The 14,547-nt window shown below is 68.3% G+C and carries 15 protein-coding genes and 3 pseudogenes; 13 read left to right on the top strand and 5 right to left on the bottom strand.

Annotated features, from left to right (window positions below):
- Positions 1 to 105: 105 nt before the first annotated feature.
- The gene (locus OHA89_RS38975; protein ID WP_406368296.1) at positions 106 to 639 is read left to right on the top strand and encodes an SMI1/KNR4 family protein; all 534 of its coding nucleotides are present in this window, start codon (positions 106 to 108) and stop codon (positions 637 to 639) included.
- Between the two features lie 2 nt (positions 640 to 641).
- On the top strand, positions 642 to 1,100 hold the full coding sequence (locus OHA89_RS38970; RefSeq protein WP_406368294.1) for a hypothetical protein: 459 nt from the start codon (positions 642 to 644) through the stop codon (positions 1,098 to 1,100).
- Between the two features lie 54 nt (positions 1,101 to 1,154).
- On the opposite strand, the gene OHA89_RS38965 is transcribed toward OHA89_RS38970, so the two are convergent.
- Entirely contained in the window at positions 1,155 to 1,430 is a 276-nt protein-coding gene (locus tag OHA89_RS38965; RefSeq protein ID WP_406368292.1) for a hypothetical protein, read from the bottom strand.
- A 193-nt stretch (positions 1,431 to 1,623) separates the two neighbouring features.
- Here OHA89_RS38965 and OHA89_RS38960 point away from each other — a divergent pair, with 193 nt between their 5' ends.
- The 4 genes from OHA89_RS38960 to OHA89_RS38945 all read left to right on the top strand — a co-directional run bounded on the left by OHA89_RS38960 (position 1,624) and on the right by OHA89_RS38945 (position 3,695).
- The gene (locus OHA89_RS38960) at positions 1,624 to 2,067 is read left to right on the top strand and encodes a hypothetical protein (RefSeq protein ID WP_406368290.1); all 444 of its coding nucleotides are present in this window, start codon (positions 1,624 to 1,626) and stop codon (positions 2,065 to 2,067) included.
- A gap of 275 nt (positions 2,068 to 2,342) precedes the next feature.
- On the top strand, positions 2,343 to 2,546 hold the full coding sequence (locus OHA89_RS38955; RefSeq protein ID WP_406368288.1) for a hypothetical protein: 204 nt from the start codon (positions 2,343 to 2,345) through the stop codon (positions 2,544 to 2,546).
- 60 nt (positions 2,547 to 2,606) lie between these two features.
- The gene (locus OHA89_RS38950) at positions 2,607 to 3,104 is read left to right on the top strand and encodes a hypothetical protein (RefSeq protein WP_406368286.1); all 498 of its coding nucleotides are present in this window, start codon (positions 2,607 to 2,609) and stop codon (positions 3,102 to 3,104) included.
- Positions 3,105 to 3,419: 315 nt separating this feature from the next.
- Complete coding sequence (locus OHA89_RS38945; RefSeq protein WP_406368284.1) at positions 3,420 to 3,695, top strand: hypothetical protein; 276 nt, start codon at positions 3,420 to 3,422, stop codon at positions 3,693 to 3,695.
- An 8-nt stretch (positions 3,696 to 3,703) separates the two neighbouring features.
- Here OHA89_RS38945 and OHA89_RS38940 read toward each other — a convergent pair.
- Positions 3,704 to 4,081: pseudogene (locus OHA89_RS38940) on the bottom strand (transposase); the annotation flags it as partial.
- Positions 4,082 to 4,694: 613 nt separating this feature from the next.
- Here OHA89_RS38940 and OHA89_RS38935 point away from each other — a divergent pair.
- A pseudogene (locus OHA89_RS38935) lies at positions 4,695 to 6,295 on the top strand (ISL3 family transposase).
- Between the two features lie 18 nt (positions 6,296 to 6,313).
- Here OHA89_RS38935 and OHA89_RS38930 read toward each other — a convergent pair.
- Entirely contained in the window at positions 6,314 to 6,856 is a 543-nt protein-coding gene (locus OHA89_RS38930) for a DUF6368 family protein (protein WP_257551935.1), read from the bottom strand.
- Positions 6,857 to 7,039: 183 nt separating this feature from the next.
- On the opposite strand from OHA89_RS38930, the gene OHA89_RS38925 reads away from it, so the two are divergent.
- Positions 7,040 to 7,393 (top strand): hypothetical protein, encoded by a 354-nt coding sequence (locus OHA89_RS38925; protein WP_406368282.1) that lies wholly within the window; start codon positions 7,040 to 7,042, stop codon positions 7,391 to 7,393.
- A gap of 252 nt (positions 7,394 to 7,645) precedes the next feature.
- Here OHA89_RS38925 and OHA89_RS38920 read toward each other — a convergent pair whose 3' ends face one another.
- Together OHA89_RS38920 and OHA89_RS38915 are read right to left on the bottom strand one after the other, a co-directional pair.
- Positions 7,646 to 8,563 (bottom strand): hypothetical protein, encoded by a 918-nt coding sequence (locus tag OHA89_RS38920; RefSeq protein WP_406368280.1) that lies wholly within the window; start codon positions 8,561 to 8,563, stop codon positions 7,646 to 7,648.
- A 44-nt stretch (positions 8,564 to 8,607) separates the two neighbouring features.
- Positions 8,608 to 10,332, bottom strand: a complete 1,725-nt coding sequence (locus tag OHA89_RS38915) for a hypothetical protein (protein WP_406368278.1) — start codon at positions 10,330 to 10,332, stop codon at positions 8,608 to 8,610.
- A 161-nt stretch (positions 10,333 to 10,493) separates the two neighbouring features.
- On the opposite strand from OHA89_RS38915, the pseudogene OHA89_RS38910 reads away from it, so the two are divergent.
- From OHA89_RS38910 to OHA89_RS38890, 5 genes and pseudogenes are all read left to right on the top strand, one after another.
- Positions 10,494 to 11,183: pseudogene (locus OHA89_RS38910) on the top strand (ATP-binding cassette domain-containing protein); the annotation flags it as partial.
- A 139-nt stretch (positions 11,184 to 11,322) separates the two neighbouring features.
- Positions 11,323 to 12,207, top strand: coding sequence for a phosphotransferase (locus OHA89_RS38905; RefSeq protein WP_406368276.1), 885 nt, complete (start codon positions 11,323 to 11,325; stop codon positions 12,205 to 12,207).
- Positions 12,204 to 12,677, top strand: coding sequence for an NUDIX domain-containing protein (locus tag OHA89_RS38900; RefSeq protein WP_406368274.1), 474 nt, complete (start codon positions 12,204 to 12,206; stop codon positions 12,675 to 12,677). The genes OHA89_RS38905 and OHA89_RS38900 overlap by 4 nt, the downstream gene beginning before the upstream one ends.
- Positions 12,674 to 13,969: an MFS transporter gene (locus tag OHA89_RS38895; RefSeq protein ID WP_406368272.1), complete on the top strand. Its 1,296-nt coding sequence runs from the start codon at positions 12,674 to 12,676 to the stop codon at positions 13,967 to 13,969. Before OHA89_RS38900 ends, OHA89_RS38895 begins: the two co-directional genes overlap by 4 nt.
- On the top strand, positions 13,966 to 14,544 hold the full coding sequence (locus OHA89_RS38890; protein ID WP_406368270.1) for a class I SAM-dependent DNA methyltransferase: 579 nt from the start codon (positions 13,966 to 13,968) through the stop codon (positions 14,542 to 14,544). Before OHA89_RS38895 ends, OHA89_RS38890 begins: the two co-directional genes overlap by 4 nt.
- Positions 14,545 to 14,547 lie beyond the last annotated feature (3 nt).

Genomic DNA, 14,547 nt, shown 5'->3' with positions numbered 1-14,547 from the left:
CTCGATGCAACGGGACCGGCATAATTCCCACGGGCACATCGAGGGCATACAGCCCGGACGCTCCTGCCGTCCGGGCCCCTTGCCCTTAGAAACAGGTCCCCCACCATGAACAACGCCCTTACACGTCTTCTCGAAATCGCTCCGGCGCCGAGCGAGCCTCGCCAGAAGGATTGGGGCGAGGTCGAGCGCGACCGTGGGGTCGAGCTTCCCGCCGACTACAAGGAGCTCATCCACGTCTATGGAGGTAGCAACTGGGACGACTATCTGTACGTCCTGGAGCCCGACTGCCCCAACAAACACTACGACCTCCTCAAGTGGGCCGAGTACCAGTTCGAAGACCTGGAAGACCTGTGGACAGTCGAGAAGAAGCCGGCAGAACTGGAGACCGAGGGATCCGTGGTCATCCCATGGGCGACCACGGACAACGGAGAATGCCTGTACTGGCTCGTTCTTCCGGGCCTTGCGCCGAACGAATGGACCATCATGGTGAACGAGGTGAGCGGCCCCCGATGGGAACATTACTCCGTATCGTGCACGCAATTCCTCGCGTCCGCCCTCACCGGAGAGCTGCAGTCGAACATCCTCTCGTCATTGTTCCCTCTGGCCACCCATCAATTCCGCCGCCTCGGTCCGGTGTGACAATGCGGCGCTCTGCCGACCCGAGCCGCATCCCACTGGGCCAGATCGTCGCCCGCGCCCAGGCCGAGCTGGCCGACCAGTCCTGGAAAGACGAGGGCGTGACCGTCCTGGGGCTCGGGCGGCTTCAGGGCGGCTCCGGACCGGAGCTCGCCCCGGCGTCGGTACAGGCTCTGGAGAACGCCAGCGCACTCGCACAGCCCGCGCAGCGAGGGCGGCCCCCGCTCGAGGAAGAACTCCTTCACCGTGTGGCCCACGCCTATCTCCGTGAAGCCATCAACGGCCCCGGCCTCCACCGGCGCCTGGCCCACCTCTTCGACCGCCCTGAACCGACCATCAAGGACTGGATCAAAGCAGCCCGCGAGCGCGGCTACCTCTCCCCCGCCGTCCCGGGACGCCGCGCAGCCGGACCCGGCCCGCTCCTCAACCACCCCGAGGACGGGCCCGGTACTTCTTCGCCTTGAGCCTGCGGCTCACGGGCGAGGAGGGATCGACCGCCTCGATTCTCTGCCCCCCTGTTAAGGGGTGTCGCCGGACCAGTCCCAGCGGTTCCGCTCGCCGGGGCGCGGGTCGTACAGGGACCGGCCGTCGGCGCCGAACTGGCCCAGCTCGGTCATCAGCGCGGCGCTGGTCTGGTTCTCGCCTGCCGTCCAGCCGGTGATGTCGAGCAGCAGCCCGTCGACCGGGCCGCTGACGACCTTGGCGTAGGTGCGGCCGGGCTGCGGGCACGGGTTCGGGTCGTCGTGATCCATACCGTAGACCCGGCCGCGCAACAGCTCCTCATACCTGTCCATGCATCCCACCGTCCCAGGCGGCACCGACGGTAGGGGCATGCCCAGGTACGGCCTCAGCTTGCGAGGAGGGGCGACGGTACGTCCGCGCCGGTCTAGGGTCCAGGCATGAGTGACTTCTGGGACGCGGCTAGCGCGATCGCAACGACCGGGGCAACCGCCGTAGCCCCTCTGGTTTGGTTGGCACGAGGTGAAGATGCGGCGGAAGGACGAGGCAGACAGGCAAGCAGCACAGGCACGGCTGGTGGTGCCCGTCATAGACGGGCACCGAGGCGAGGTGGTCAACCACAGCTCCGAACCACTGCTTGAACTAAGGATCATCAGGGCCGACGCCGAACAGCCCAACGGGCACCCTGTGGCGGTCCGCTGGTCGGATGAGGATCGGCGGATCTTCCGCAACGTATCGGCTGGGCAGACCCACCACCTTGCGCTCCGGGAACAGGGCTGGGGGCCGCTCCTCGATCCCGTACACGGGTACGAAGTGGGAACGGATGAAGGCATCGCCCCCTTCGATGCGACCAATCTCCGGCTGACGATCCAGTTCATGGATGCGGCCGGACTCCGGTGGCAGCGTGTCGGTCTCCAGCCGCCCACCAGGATCCTCGGCGAGTTCTCGAATCCCGCCCCCAACCCCGAGTAGGCCACCGCTGGCAGCGAGGCTTGCTCAGGGTCACCTAAGGCTTGCCCGGGGCGGAAGCGGGATCGCCAGCCGCGGGCCTTCTCGGCAGTCGCGGCGGCCTCCGCCTCCAGGCGGTCGCGCTCGGTCTGCTCCGCTACCGCGACGGTCTTGTCCTCGCACGGCTCGCGCAGCGTCGGGTGCCACCGGTGGCCCGGCTCCGGGGAGAACCTGGTGTTCTCCCATCGGTCGTTGTCGAACTTCGTCCCGCAGCCGGCGCAGACAGGGCGGGCGGCCTCGTGCTCGGCTCTCTTCTGCTCGGCAGCGCGGCGCAGCTGCGCCTGGTACTCCGCCTGTTGCGCCTCCATCCGCTCCGCTCGGCGGGCGAGGACGGCATCGCGGCGGGGGTTGCCGATCGCGTCGCGCAGTGGCTGCATGTGGGTGCGGCCGAAGCGGAGGAAGACCGGATCGGAGTGGCCCGGCTGCCACCCACCCCATGCTGAGCCTTCCGATATGTTCTTCCGGACCCGCGCCGGCGGGTCACACGCGTATTGGGGGGAAACGTGCCAGGTGAGCGGCTTGACGCGGAGTGGGTCCGGTCCTGGTGGAAGCAGGCCGATGCGGCGCTGACGAAGCTGATGCAGTCATTCCTCCCGACGCACGGCTTCCCACCCGGCCACAACTCCGTGATGCTCGCAACCGACGACAGCCACCAGGCGACGGACGCACTCGTGGACCTGACGCCGATCCCCTCCGACCTGACCACGCTCTACCGGGTGATCAGTGAGGCTTCCCTGCCCGATGTCGACAGCGGGTACTTCATCCACTCACCCGCGACGGCGGCGGAGCACTTCCGCGAGTACGGCCCCGCTCCGATCGACGGCGAATCGATCGCACTGGTCTTCGCCAGCGACGGCGGGGGCCATCTGTTCGCGATCGGAGACACCAGACAAGTCTGGAAGTCCACCACGGCTTCCTGGTTTGACGACTTCGAAGTTGCCGCGGCCAGCTTGCAAGAGTTCCTCGAACAGCTCGGCCGACGGATCGCAAACCAACTCTGATCACGGCCGAGACGCAAACCAGCACCACGTCCCACGTCCCACGTCCCACGTCCCACGTCCCACGTCCCACGTCCCACGTCCCACGTCCCACGTCCCACGTCCCACGGAGACGATCTCAGCCCTCCGAAGGTGGGAACCCTGAGCGGCGTGGCCAACACCAAGCACAGGAAATTTCAACCAGCCCCACCACCGCCGGGTGACGTCATCTCTGGGGTTCTGGCTCACTTTCCGTGGAGGGCTGACTGAGTGTGATGTCAGTGGTGTGTGGTGGGATGGCCGGACTCTGCTGCCCTGACCTGCTGGGAGTCCGCCTTGATGCCCGTGTACTCGTCTCTGACCCACGCCCTGACCGAGGCCTTGGTCGACGTCCTGTGGTTCATCGAGGGCAGTGAAGACGATCAGTTGGATCCGGACGACGCCGTCAAGGTCCTGGAGGGTGTCGCCCACCTGGCCAGCAAGCTGTCGAGTGAACAGCGGAGCGAATTGATCGACCTGCTCGGGACGATGGCCGAAGCCGAGTCCGACCCCGCGCGGCGGGAGTTCCTGGAAGGGTTCCCGGAAGGCTTCGGACTCCTTGATGATGCGGTCTGACCTGTGCTTCACGAGTAGAGCAGGACGCGCTTGCGGAGGAGGGCGAAGCCGGCCCGGCCGAACATCTGGCGTTTGAGCATCTTGATTCGGTTGACGTGTCCTTCGACGACGCCAGAGCTCCAGGGCAGGGTGAGGCCGGCGATGACGGCATCGCGGTCACGGTCGATACCTGCGGCGAGTGTGTGGAGGCCGGGGAGGTTGTCTTGCCGGACAGCATCGAGCCACTGCGGCAGCCGTTCGCCCTGGCGCTCGGTGAGCATCTGGCCGAAGGAGCGGACGTGGGTGGTGAGGGCGTCCAGTTCAGGGCAGTGGACGAGAACGGCCTTGAGTCGAAGTTGCTCCGTCTCGTTGAGGGTCTCCGGCCGGCGGAGGATCCATCCGGCGACGACAGGGGCCGCGACGGGGGCCGCACCCCGGCACCGGTAGGTCGGGAGGCAACGGCGATGCCGCGCTCCCGGCGACCAGCCTCGCCTTGGCGGGTGAGGTTCACGACGGGTTCGGGTTCAGCAGGACGACTCTGCTTCCGGTGATCGCGCCGCTATCACGGCATGGCTGGTGGCCCGCTGCTGGAAGCCGCGCTACCGTCACGTCCTGACGCCGCCGTCTCCCGGCTCCTGCGGGGCGGTACACAGGCGAGCCGTGGAGTGGCACCGAGGTGGCGGATCGGCTGCAAGGTGCTGGCCGGGCAGCGTACGGAGCTGGCCGTCTCGCGCTGACGCGCGCCCGCTGCGCCGACCGCTAGGGAACCGGCGTTCGGCCGCGGCCGGCTTCCCTGGCAAGCTGGCGAGCCGGTCCAGGATCAGGCCGTGGGCCTGGTGGGGCCGTCTCCCAGCCCGAGGGCAGCGGGGCATGGCGGCTATCCGTAACCGTTCCCCGGCGGGTTCTGGCTCAGGTTGTGTGGTCCGTTCACTGTGAGTGACCACTGAACTTCCTTTGACGCCTCCGGAAGTTGCCTCGAAATGAGCAGTGGCAGGAGCGACTGCCCTGACAGTTCGGGCTGTGAAAGAGGTCTTGCTCCGGCTGGAGGAGCTGCTGTTCCCGTCGATCGACGACGTTACGGTGCTGTCGGTGGACGTGAACATCGCGATAGTGCGTGTTGAAGTGCGGTGCACCGCTGCGGGCGCCTGGTGCCCGGGGTGCGGAACGTGGTCCTGCCGGGTTCACGGCTCCTACCTGCGGTTTCCCGCCGATGTTCCGAGTGCGGGACGAAGCGTCGTACTCCAGCTGCGGGTCCGCCGGTTCACCTGCCGGAACGCCGAGTGTGGACGCCACACGTTCGTCGAGCAAATACCCGGCCTGACCCGAAGGCACGGTCAGCGGACCGAGAGGCTTCGCTCGACCCTGGCCGCGATCGGTCTCGCCCTCGCGGGCCGGGCGGGCGCCCGCCTGGCCCACGTCGTCGGAGTGCCGATCAGCCGCAGCACGGTCCTGCGGCTGATCGACGCACTTCCCGAGCCGGAGGTGCCCGCCCCGCGAGTGGTCGGCGTCGACGAGTACGCCACCCGAAAAGGCCGGAACTACGGCACCGTCCTCGTGGACGTCGAGACCCGCCGGCCGGTCGACCTGCTGCCCGACCGGGAGTCATCGAGCCTGGCCGCGTGGCTGGCCGAACGGCCCGGAATCGAGGTCGTATGTCGGGACCGAGCCCCGTTCTTCGCCGAGGGCGCCACCGCCGGCGCACCGCAGGCCGTGCAGGTCGCGGACCGGTGGCATCTCTGGCACAACCTCAGCGAAGCCGCTGAGCGGAGCATCGCCCAGCACCGCCAGTGCCTGCGCGTCCTGGTCCCTGAGACGCCTGAAACGACCGAGGGGAGCCCGACCCTGCAGAGGAGTCGGCCGGTTCGCCATGGCCGACCGGGCACCGGTTCGCCGACCGAACCCGAGCCGTTCACGCCACCGTCCATGCCCTGGTGGAGGCAGGACACAGCCGTCGCGCGATCCAGCAGCAACTCGGCATGACGAGCCGAACCGTCAAACGGTACGCGGACGCCGCCAAGCCGGAAGACCTCTTCACCGGTCAGTGGCAGGCCCGGACCTCCGTCCTCGACGAGTACAAGACCTACCTCGACGACCGCTGGAACGAGGGCTGCACCAACGCCTGGAAACTGTGGGAAGAGATTGTCCCGCTCGGCTACCAGGGCAGCTACCAGCGCGTTCGCGCCTACCTCCGCCAGAAGCGCACCTCGCCACGACCCGTGACAGCCCGGCCGCCCTCACCCCGGGCAGTCGCGGGATGGGTTCTGCGCCGCCCGGAAAACCTGTCCGATGCCGAGCAACTCCAACTGAAGAACGTCCGGGCGAACTGCCCCGAGATCGACGCCCTCAGCAGGCACGTCCGGTCCTTCGCGACCATGCACACCGAGCGCCAGGGCGAGCGGCTACCGGACTGGCTCGACGCCGTGAAACAGGACGACCTCCCGAGCCTCCACACGCTTGCCGCAGGTATCGACCGCGACCGCGATGCAGTGATCGCTGGCCTCACACTGACCTGGAACTCTGGAGTCGTCGAAGGCCATGTCAACCGGATCAAGATGCTCAAGCGTCAGATGTTCGGCCGCGCTGGCTTCACCCTGTTACGCAAACGTGTGCTTCTGGCCTAAAAACTAGCTGGTCTGCGACTACTTCAGGAGCCGGAAGCCGGGCTGCCGAGCCCACGCTCTGAGGAATTCCGCTGAACCGTAGGCAGCAGGCCACGGATCCGTCATCGTCGCGATGATGCCTGGAAGGTCGGTCACGATCGGGACTTGATCCTCAAGAAGTTCGGCATTGGCGACGCCGCCGATCACGTCCATGACGGCAGCGGTCAGCAGCGCCGTGACGACGTGGTCGACGGGCCTGTTGCAGAACGCTATGACGTCGACGGCGTGGGTCGGCGTGAAGCCGATAAGGGGTTCCTGGTCGACTTCGTCGGCGTGCTCGGCCTCGAAGATGGCCTCGTCGCCGATGCCGGGTCCCATGAGAGAGACCATGACAGGCCGGCGTCCGTCGATGCCCCCGGTATCGGCGATGCCGAGGCTCTCCGCGTGAATATTCAGGTCGTACTCGCCGACCCGCTTCTCCTCAAAGTGCGATGAGGAACGGACAAGGAGTTCCCGGAGCCGCTGGATGGATACGGGTTGGACGGGCTCCGCCAACTCAATCACCAACACCGGACCGCTCATGACGAGAGCCTAGCCAGCCTGGGCTCCCATCCCCAACCGGTTACTCAGCGTGCCCTCACCACACAAGCTGAGCCAGAACCACTTCTCACATTCAGATCTTGCCCTTGAGACCCCTGAACGGAGTCAGAGGTGACCTCCCACTGGAGTCAGTTGTCACTGACACAGCCAGGCTGACCGAGCGGGATGGCGGAGCCGATGCGGTGGGCCTCGGCGAACGCGGCCTTGGATGCGCTGGCGGCCCGGTTGGCGCATTCGTCTGAACCGCTCGGCCCGGTTGGCGGCGCGCTCCTCCCGCTCGGCCTCGGCTTCGCCGAAGCTGCGGGCGACGTCCTCGCGCACGGTGACGTGCACAGCGTGCCCGGCCTCACGGAGGGCCTCGGCCACCGCGTTGAGGGTGAAGCGGTTGGCGGCACGGTCGCGGGAGTGCGGGAGGTACCAGCGGCCGAGGTTCCGGGACCAGCGGAAGCGGCGGCTCTTGAGGATCTCCGCGGAGCCGTCACCGCGGGCGGTGCCTTCGGCGAGGGTCCCTTTCTGTAGGGCTACTGATCCGTAGAAATACGCTGCGATCGAAGTCGGCCTGGTCAGATCGCTGCGGCGCTGAGTGGGCTGTGGCGGCGGGTGTCGTGCACGTACGGGGCTCTGGGTCACAGCGCGGGTTGTGGGATCTGGTGTGGCCTGAGGCCGAGGGCATCGTCGTCGACGGCATCCAGGTCCAGGAACGCCTGCCTGCGCACGGGTTCATCTGCAGAACTGGCCTCATCGAACGAGACCGGATCAAACCTCAAAGGTCTAAGGCTGAGGGCAGTTGTACTGCTCCGGCATCGGTACGGTGACGCAGTACGAGCCCTGGTTACCGGTCTCTTCGACGACGGCGTCGGGAACGGTGAAGACGACGGTTCTCGAGCGAGGCATCACGACCGTGCCAATCTGCTGGACGAGTGAGGCACGGCTTTCGGATTGGGTTGTGGAGTCGGTCTTGTAGAGCCCGACCGGGATCCGCGCTCCGGGCGCGAACCCGTAGATGAGGATCCGATGACTACCGTTGTCCACGACCAAGCGGTCGGGCTTGCCTGGGAGCTCGACCGAGTGACTGTGCTGGGCCGTCAGCGAGCCCTGGGTCGCCTGGATCGTGAGCGTCCCGGCAGCCGCGAGATCCTCGCGGGCCGCGCCGGGCGGCACGAACCACCACTTCTCGCTCTGCAGCACTCCATCGCCTTGGGGGTGCACGGTAAGTACCTGCCCGGTGAAGAGCGACTCTGACGGCTCGAAGTGCGCATACGTGAGCTCGGAGGCGGTGGGCTGGGCCGTGCTCGCGTACTGCCGGCCGCCGGCGGTGACGATCACCTTGACCGGTTCATCAGGTGAGAAGCCGCTCAGACACAGGGCCACCTCGTCGGGGGTGGTGACCCGGTCCAGTCCGCGGATGTTCCCGACCCAGACCGCGGGCGAGCCGCTGAGGCCAGGGATCCTGCCCAGGTCCGCGGTGCAGTCCGGGGCGGCCCCGTCGCCGGCCGCGAGGAGGGTAATCTGCTGGGCCAGGAGGACGTCCGTGGCAGAGTCGGTAGTCGTGCTGGAGGAGGGGGTTGCCGTCTGCGTGGTACGGCTCGGGGAGGGCGACGCCGCCCCGGTGGTCGGGCTCGGGGAGCCGGACTCCGACGCAGGGCTGCTGCACCCTGCGACGGCACAGCCCAGCATGACGATGCTCAAGATCAGTACTCTTGGTGTCACTCGCACCACGGTCCTTTCGGGGGTCAGCCGCCCGGCGAAACCTGGGGGCACCGGGCTCCTGCGGTCTTGGCCTCTTGCTGGACGGAGTTCTCGATCTCCTCATACCGCTGCGACGTGATCGCGCCCTTGCCCTGGGCGTTGCCGAGCTGGTCGAGCGAGTCCTGCATGTCGCGGCAGCCTGAGGTTGTGTCGCCGCGCTGAAACTCCCAGGAGGCTGCGAGCGCCTGCCAGAGCCCTCGCCGGGCGAACCCGCGTTCCCCTCTGATCGCTTCCTTGATGTAGGAGATGGCAGCGACCGAATCTCCGCGCTCGAAGGCATGCACCGCTGCGACGGAGGCGGCCAGCACCTGAAGGTCCTTGACTGCGCGGCCCCCGTTGGCGGAGCGGACCCGTCGCAGGGCCTGGTCGATGATCCCGTCATCGGGAACGATCTGCGCCGTCACCCTGCACTGCTCCACCTGGGCCAGGTTCACGGACGCCCGCAGCCGACCGACTTCGGAGAAGAGCCCTTCGACCGAGAGCCTCCGCAGCTCGGCCGACGAGGCACTCAGTGCCTTGGTATCCACCGTCCCCGGGCGGCAGCTTGGTGACGGGCCCAGCGCCAGCTGGTACTGCGCGCCGGCCAAGCTGAGGCGTGCGCGCCGCCCGATCCGGCCGTTCGGGTCGATGGCCTGGTAATCGGCGCGAGCCGCCTCGAGGTACGGCTTCCGTTGAGCCGCGGGGAGGCCGATGGCAACCTGCTCGAGGGCGTGCCCGTGAAAGAGCCGGACCAGATCGGGCGTGACGAACTCGGCGCCGTCCTGCCGAACGGCGACCGCGCCCGATGGCAGTAGCTGGTCCAGCACCTGCTTCGCGTCGTTGACCTTGCCGTTCCGCCAGAGATCGAGAGCGTGGGTGAAATCGGCCAGTCCGCGCGTCCGGCGCACCAACTCGGTGATCACGTGTCTCCGGCCTGTGTCGGAGCTCCAGTCCTGATCGAGTCGGATCTGGCCGCTGAGGTACCACCCGGCGAGTTCGGGTGCATCGTCCACCTGTGCCGCCCGCACGTAGACAGCCGGCCGAAGTCCGGTCTGTCCAGCAGAGTCGGTGGTCACGAGGCCGCCGATGACGATCCCGGCATTCGTCCGTTCGACGAAGCCGTCCGTCCAGTCGTCCAGCTCCTGGTGGTCCTGCCCCGCCTTCCCGAGCACATCCAGGGGAGGCGAGGTCACCCTGGCGTAGTCGTATGCCTTGCTTCCCTCCGGCAGCTGATCTTTCATCAGGTCCGTCGTGAAGACCTCAGACACATCGTCGAGCACCCGTTGATCCTGGCCGGCGCCAACGCCCTCGAAACCGACCACGGCCACGTCCTGGCCCCCGGGCAAGCGGAGCAGCTCCGGCGGTGGCGGATGCGGCTGGAAGACGATCACCAGAGTGGTGCAGGCGACGAGGAAGCCTCCCAGGCCAGCAACCGACAACCAGCGCGCGCGGCGGGACATCTTGGGCCGGTCCGCAAATGCCTTCCTGATGGCGACGATCCCGCCGATGAGGACCGCCGAGAGCAGGAGAGCCGCGGCAACAGGGCCAGACTTGATGCCGAACAGTTGCAGCAGCGGACCGAGGCTCGCCGAGAGCAACGTGGCTGCCATTGCCAGCAGACCCAACCCCCACGGCAGTGAACCAGAACCGTTGTGCGGCTCCTCGGGGGCTTCCGGTGACTCGGCGGCAGGGGCTTCGTCCGGGGCGTCCGGCTCAGGGCCGTCCAGCATGATCTCCCTTCGGAATATGGATCGCAATCGCACCTTTGCACACAATCCGCGCGTCGGGAGCATGCCGCTCCGCGACTCGCCCGTTGGGCCAGCCGGTCCCCGCAGTCGGGTGAGAAGCGTGCGACGCGGCACCGTGTGCGGACGGATCGCCGCGTCGAGCGCCCGCGGTCGACGGGGGCTCCCTCACCCTGGAGCGCGGCCAGATCCTCGCGATCGTCGGAGCGAACGGCTCCGGGAAGTCGACCCTGACGCGCCTGATCACCGGGATCTACCTGTGCGACAAGGGCAAGGTCACCTGGAACGGAAGCGACCTCGCCGACACCGACCCTGGCACCGTCTGGCGCCTCACCGGCCTGGTCCCACAGGACTTCGCGAGGTGGCCGCTGCGGGTGCGCGAGAACATCACCCTCGGCCAGCCCCGCACCCACGACGACGGACCCGTGTGGGAGGCCATCGACGCAGTCGGCCTGCGCGAGGCTGTCGAGGACCTCCCCGACGGTCTGGACAGCCCCCAGGCCCGCGACATCTGGGGAGGTATCGAGTTCTCCGGCGGGCAGTGGCAGCGCGAGGCGTGTGCTCGAGCCCTGTATCGCAAGCCCGAGCTGCTGATCTTGGACGAGCCGACTTCTCAGATGGACCCTCGCGGTGAGCACCTGATCTTCGAGCAGATCAAGGCCATCGCAGCCGACCGGATCACCATCATGGTCACCCACCGCCTGGAGAACACTCAGATCGCGGACCACATCATCGTGCTGGAGGACGGCCGGATTTCCGAGCAGGGCCGCTACGACGACCTCGTCCACGGCGGCGGAACCTTCGCCGAACTCCTCGCGCTCTCCCAGGACCGCTGACTGGCTTCACCCCGCCCGACCGCCGCCGACCAACGCAGCCGACACCTCCAGGAGAACCTGTGTTCCCTCATCTCACCGCACCCGACAGCCGTGTGCCCTGCCTCGTGGAGACCTCACACCCGGGCAGGAGGTCCGCCCGATGAGGCCGCCGAAGCCACTGCCCGCGGCGGTGCGGCAATGGGCGGAGCAGCGGATCGGGCACGTCGTATCCGTACGCGACGCCTCCCACGACTGGGACCGCTCCCGAGTATGGGAGTTGGAGGGCGCAGACGGGGTGCACCGATACGTGAAGGTCTCGCCCAGCGAGAAGTTCTTCACCCGCGAGACCCGGGCATACCGCCACGTCGTCCCCGCCCTGGGACACAGCCGGGCACCCCACCTCATCGACAGCCGCGCCCAGGACCTGGCCCTGCTACTCACCGCCGTGCCCGGCCGCCCGGCGAAGGAGCTCCCCCTGGCCGCCGGTGACTGGCGGGCTGTGTACCAGCAGGCCGGAGCGCTGTGTGCCCGGCTGCATGAGGCCGGCGAGCTCGACCGTGCCGATCGGGTGGAGGCCGAAGCCTCCCTGGAAGCCGCCGCCGACGGAGCGGAGAAGTACCTGACCCGCGCCAGCGACCGGCTCACCGAAGGTGAGCAGCAGCTGATCCGCGACCACGCTGCCCAGCTCCGCCGCGTCGGCCCGGTGCCCGTCGGATACATCCACGGCGACAACCAGCCGCGGAACTGGCTGTGGTCCGAGGCCGGGCTCGCCCTCGTCGACTTCGAACGAAGTCGACCGGCCGCCTGTGTCCAGGACCTCGTCATCCTCGCCGCCACCCAGTGGGTCGACCACCCCGACCGCGAGAACGCGTTCCGCCAGTCCTACGGGCGCGAACTCACTGATGCCGAGCGGCACGCCTTGCGCTGCCTGACCGCGCTGGACGCAGTCAACTGCCTGGCCTGGGGCCCGGACAACAACGACCAGATGGTCACCGCCCGCGGTCGTCGGACCCTGGACCGGCTCATGAGGGAGAGCCGGCCGTGAGCGCCGTGCACCGGAGTATCGGGAACGTCATGGTCCTGCTCCAGCGTCCCGGCGACGGCTGGGTCCTGACCGTCCGGCACTGGGCGACCTCCTGGCACTCCCCCGGGATGCTCACGGTGGTCGGCGGGCGTCTTGAGAACGGTGAGTTCCTCAACGAAGGTGCCTCACGAGAACTCGCCGAGGAAGTCGGCATCCACGCCGCCCCGGATCGTCTGCGGTTCTGCCAGCTGCCCCACTTCCACGCCGCGGACGGTGAGCGGGTGATCGGCGCCGTCTTCGAGGTGCCGGAGTGGGAGGGCACCCCGTACAACCGTGAGCCGCGCACGCACAGCGAGCTGGTGTGGGTGGACCCGGCGGCCCCGCCGCCCGACTGCCATCCCTTCACTCACGCGGTACTCACGCACTTCGCCGTCCGCCAGCTCTACGGCAACGTCACCGCCCCGGAACTCCTGGGCGGTGAGGGCCGGTGACGGCGTCCACCCAGACGTCGAAGGCCCCGAGGTGGACCTCCCCGGGCCTGCGCCTGCTGGTCGGAAGCGAATGCGCGAGCCTGTCCGGATCGGCAGTCAGCGCTGTAGCCATCCCCACCCTGGCCGTGCTGGAGCTCCACGCCTCCATCACCCAGATCGCCGCGCTCGCCTTCCTCGGACAACTGCCGAACGCCATCGTGGCGCTCCCGGCCGGCGCGCTCTCGGACCGGTACCCGAAGCGCCCCCAGATGATCTGCGCCGATGTGGCAGCCGCAGTAGCCCTCGTGACCATCCCGGTCGTCGCCGTGGGCGACATGCTCACCATCGGTCAGCTGTACGTGGTCGCCGTCGTCCTCGGCATTGCCAAGATCGTGCACGGCTCTGCATCCATCAGCTACCTGCCCGTCCTGGTCGAGCCCCACTTGCTCCAGCGCGCGAACTCCCGCCTCGGCGCTGCCTCGTCGGTGGCCGACAGTGCGGGAAACAACCTGGGCGCCGCGCTGATCGGCACGGTCGGCGCGGCGCGCTCGGTCATCGTCGATGTCCTGTCCTACCTCGTCTCCGCCTTTCTCGTCTGGCACATCCGCACACCCGAGACGATCGCCCCGCGACCGCAAGGCCGCCGCAGCCTCGCGCGGGACATCAGTGAGGGTCTGCACTACGTGGCCGGGCAGCCGACGATCCGCACCGTGATCGCCGCGCTGTCCACGCTCAGCTTCGGGTTGGCGATCATGAACACGTACTGGGCGTACTACCTGCTCGCCGTCCTGAATGTGACCCCGACGGCGTTCGGCGTGATCATGGGTGTCGGCGGTGCCGGCAGCCTGGCCGGAGCCCTCCTCGCCCCGAAGATCGCCTCCCGTATCGGCATCGGCCCGACGATCATCGTCGGGTTCGCGGTCAGCCCTCTGACTCAGGTGCCACTCCTGCTCGCCGGGCCCGGCCTGCGTTGGCAGACCACCCTCGCCCTCGTCCTGGCCGTACAGCTGTTCTGGGCAACCGCGTCGGGGACGAGCCAGAGGTCCCTCAGACAAACCCTTTGCGACCCTCGTTTCCAGGGGCGGATGCAGGCCGCCAGCACCACGGTGACCGCCGGGGCCCGTCCGCTCGCTGCCGCAGCCGCCGGCGCCCTGGTCCTCTACCTCGGCGTACGCACCACCCTCACGGTCGGCGCGCTCTTCCAACTCGTCCCGGTCGCTCTCCTGCTCGTCTCCCCTGTCCGCACGATGCGGGACATGCCCTCCCCGCCCCCGCGCACAGCGCTTCCCTCCGCCCGCGAAGGATCCTCATGACGATGACCGCGACCGCCGCGTACTGGGAGCCCCTCTGGGCCCAAGGCCGCCGGTACCGGCGGCTCGACGAACCCGAGACACGGCTGCTGGACGAACACCTCGGACCCGGCCGAGGGCGGCCGGCCCTCGACATCGGCTGCGGCGACGGCGCCTTGACCCGTCACCTCCACCATCAGCTCGGATACCGCGCCACCGGAATCGACTGCTCCCCCACCGCCCTCGCACTCGCCGCCGCGAAGGACTCCGCGGACAAGCCCGGCCCGCTGTGGAAGTGCGCCGACATCGGGGCCGGCGACCTGACCGCCGTGCCGGAGCCCGCGTACGCGGTCATCACCTGCCGACTGGTCTACCGGTGGCTCGGCGACAAGGGGGCGTTCGCCAACCGCGTCCGCCGCCTTCTGGTACCCGGCGGGGTCTTCTGGGTGGTCGCCGAGATCGCCGGCCGCCGGAAGGACGCCGCCCCGCTCCAGGGCCTCGGGATCAGCCCGGCCGAGGCCGAGATCCTCACCGCGGGCTGGTCGGCCGTCCGGACCCATGACCTTGACGTGCTCCGCTGCTACGCCTTGCGCCCCTGACCG

Source organism: Streptomyces sp. NBC_01546, from assembly GCF_045208355.1.
Taxonomy (GTDB): domain Bacteria; phylum Actinomycetota; class Actinomycetes; order Streptomycetales; family Streptomycetaceae; genus Streptomyces.
Note: the sequence above shows the minus strand (reverse complement) of the source record. Positions and strands in the feature narration are given on the sequence as shown.

Bases quoted from the DNA above. Each gene is read 5' to 3' on its own strand.
- OHA89_RS38890 (WP_406368270.1), top strand. From the start codon at position 13,966: ATGACGATGACCGCGACCGCCGCGTACTGGGAGCCCCTCTGGGCCCAA.
- OHA89_RS38905 (WP_406368276.1), top strand. From the start codon at position 11,323: ATGAGGCCGCCGAAGCCACTGCCCGCGGCGGTGCGGCAATGGGCGGAG.
- OHA89_RS38925 (WP_406368282.1), top strand. From the start codon at position 7,040: ATGGCGGAGCCGATGCGGTGGGCCTCGGCGAACGCGGCCTTGGATGCG.
- OHA89_RS38960 (WP_406368290.1), top strand. From the start codon at position 1,624: ATGCGGCGGAAGGACGAGGCAGACAGGCAAGCAGCACAGGCACGGCTG.
- OHA89_RS38965 (WP_406368292.1), bottom strand. From the start codon at position 1,430: ATGGACAGGTATGAGGAGCTGTTGCGCGGCCGGGTCTACGGTATGGAT.
- OHA89_RS38975 (WP_406368296.1), top strand. From the start codon at position 106: ATGAACAACGCCCTTACACGTCTTCTCGAAATCGCTCCGGCGCCGAGC.
- OHA89_RS38970 (WP_406368294.1), top strand. From the start codon at position 642: ATGCGGCGCTCTGCCGACCCGAGCCGCATCCCACTGGGCCAGATCGTC.
- OHA89_RS38930 (WP_257551935.1), bottom strand. From the start codon at position 6,856: ATGAGCGGTCCGGTGTTGGTGATTGAGTTGGCGGAGCCCGTCCAACCC.
- OHA89_RS38915 (WP_406368278.1), bottom strand. From the start codon at position 10,332: ATGCTGGACGGCCCTGAGCCGGACGCCCCGGACGAAGCCCCTGCCGCC.
- OHA89_RS38945 (WP_406368284.1), top strand. From the start codon at position 3,420: ATGCCCGTGTACTCGTCTCTGACCCACGCCCTGACCGAGGCCTTGGTC.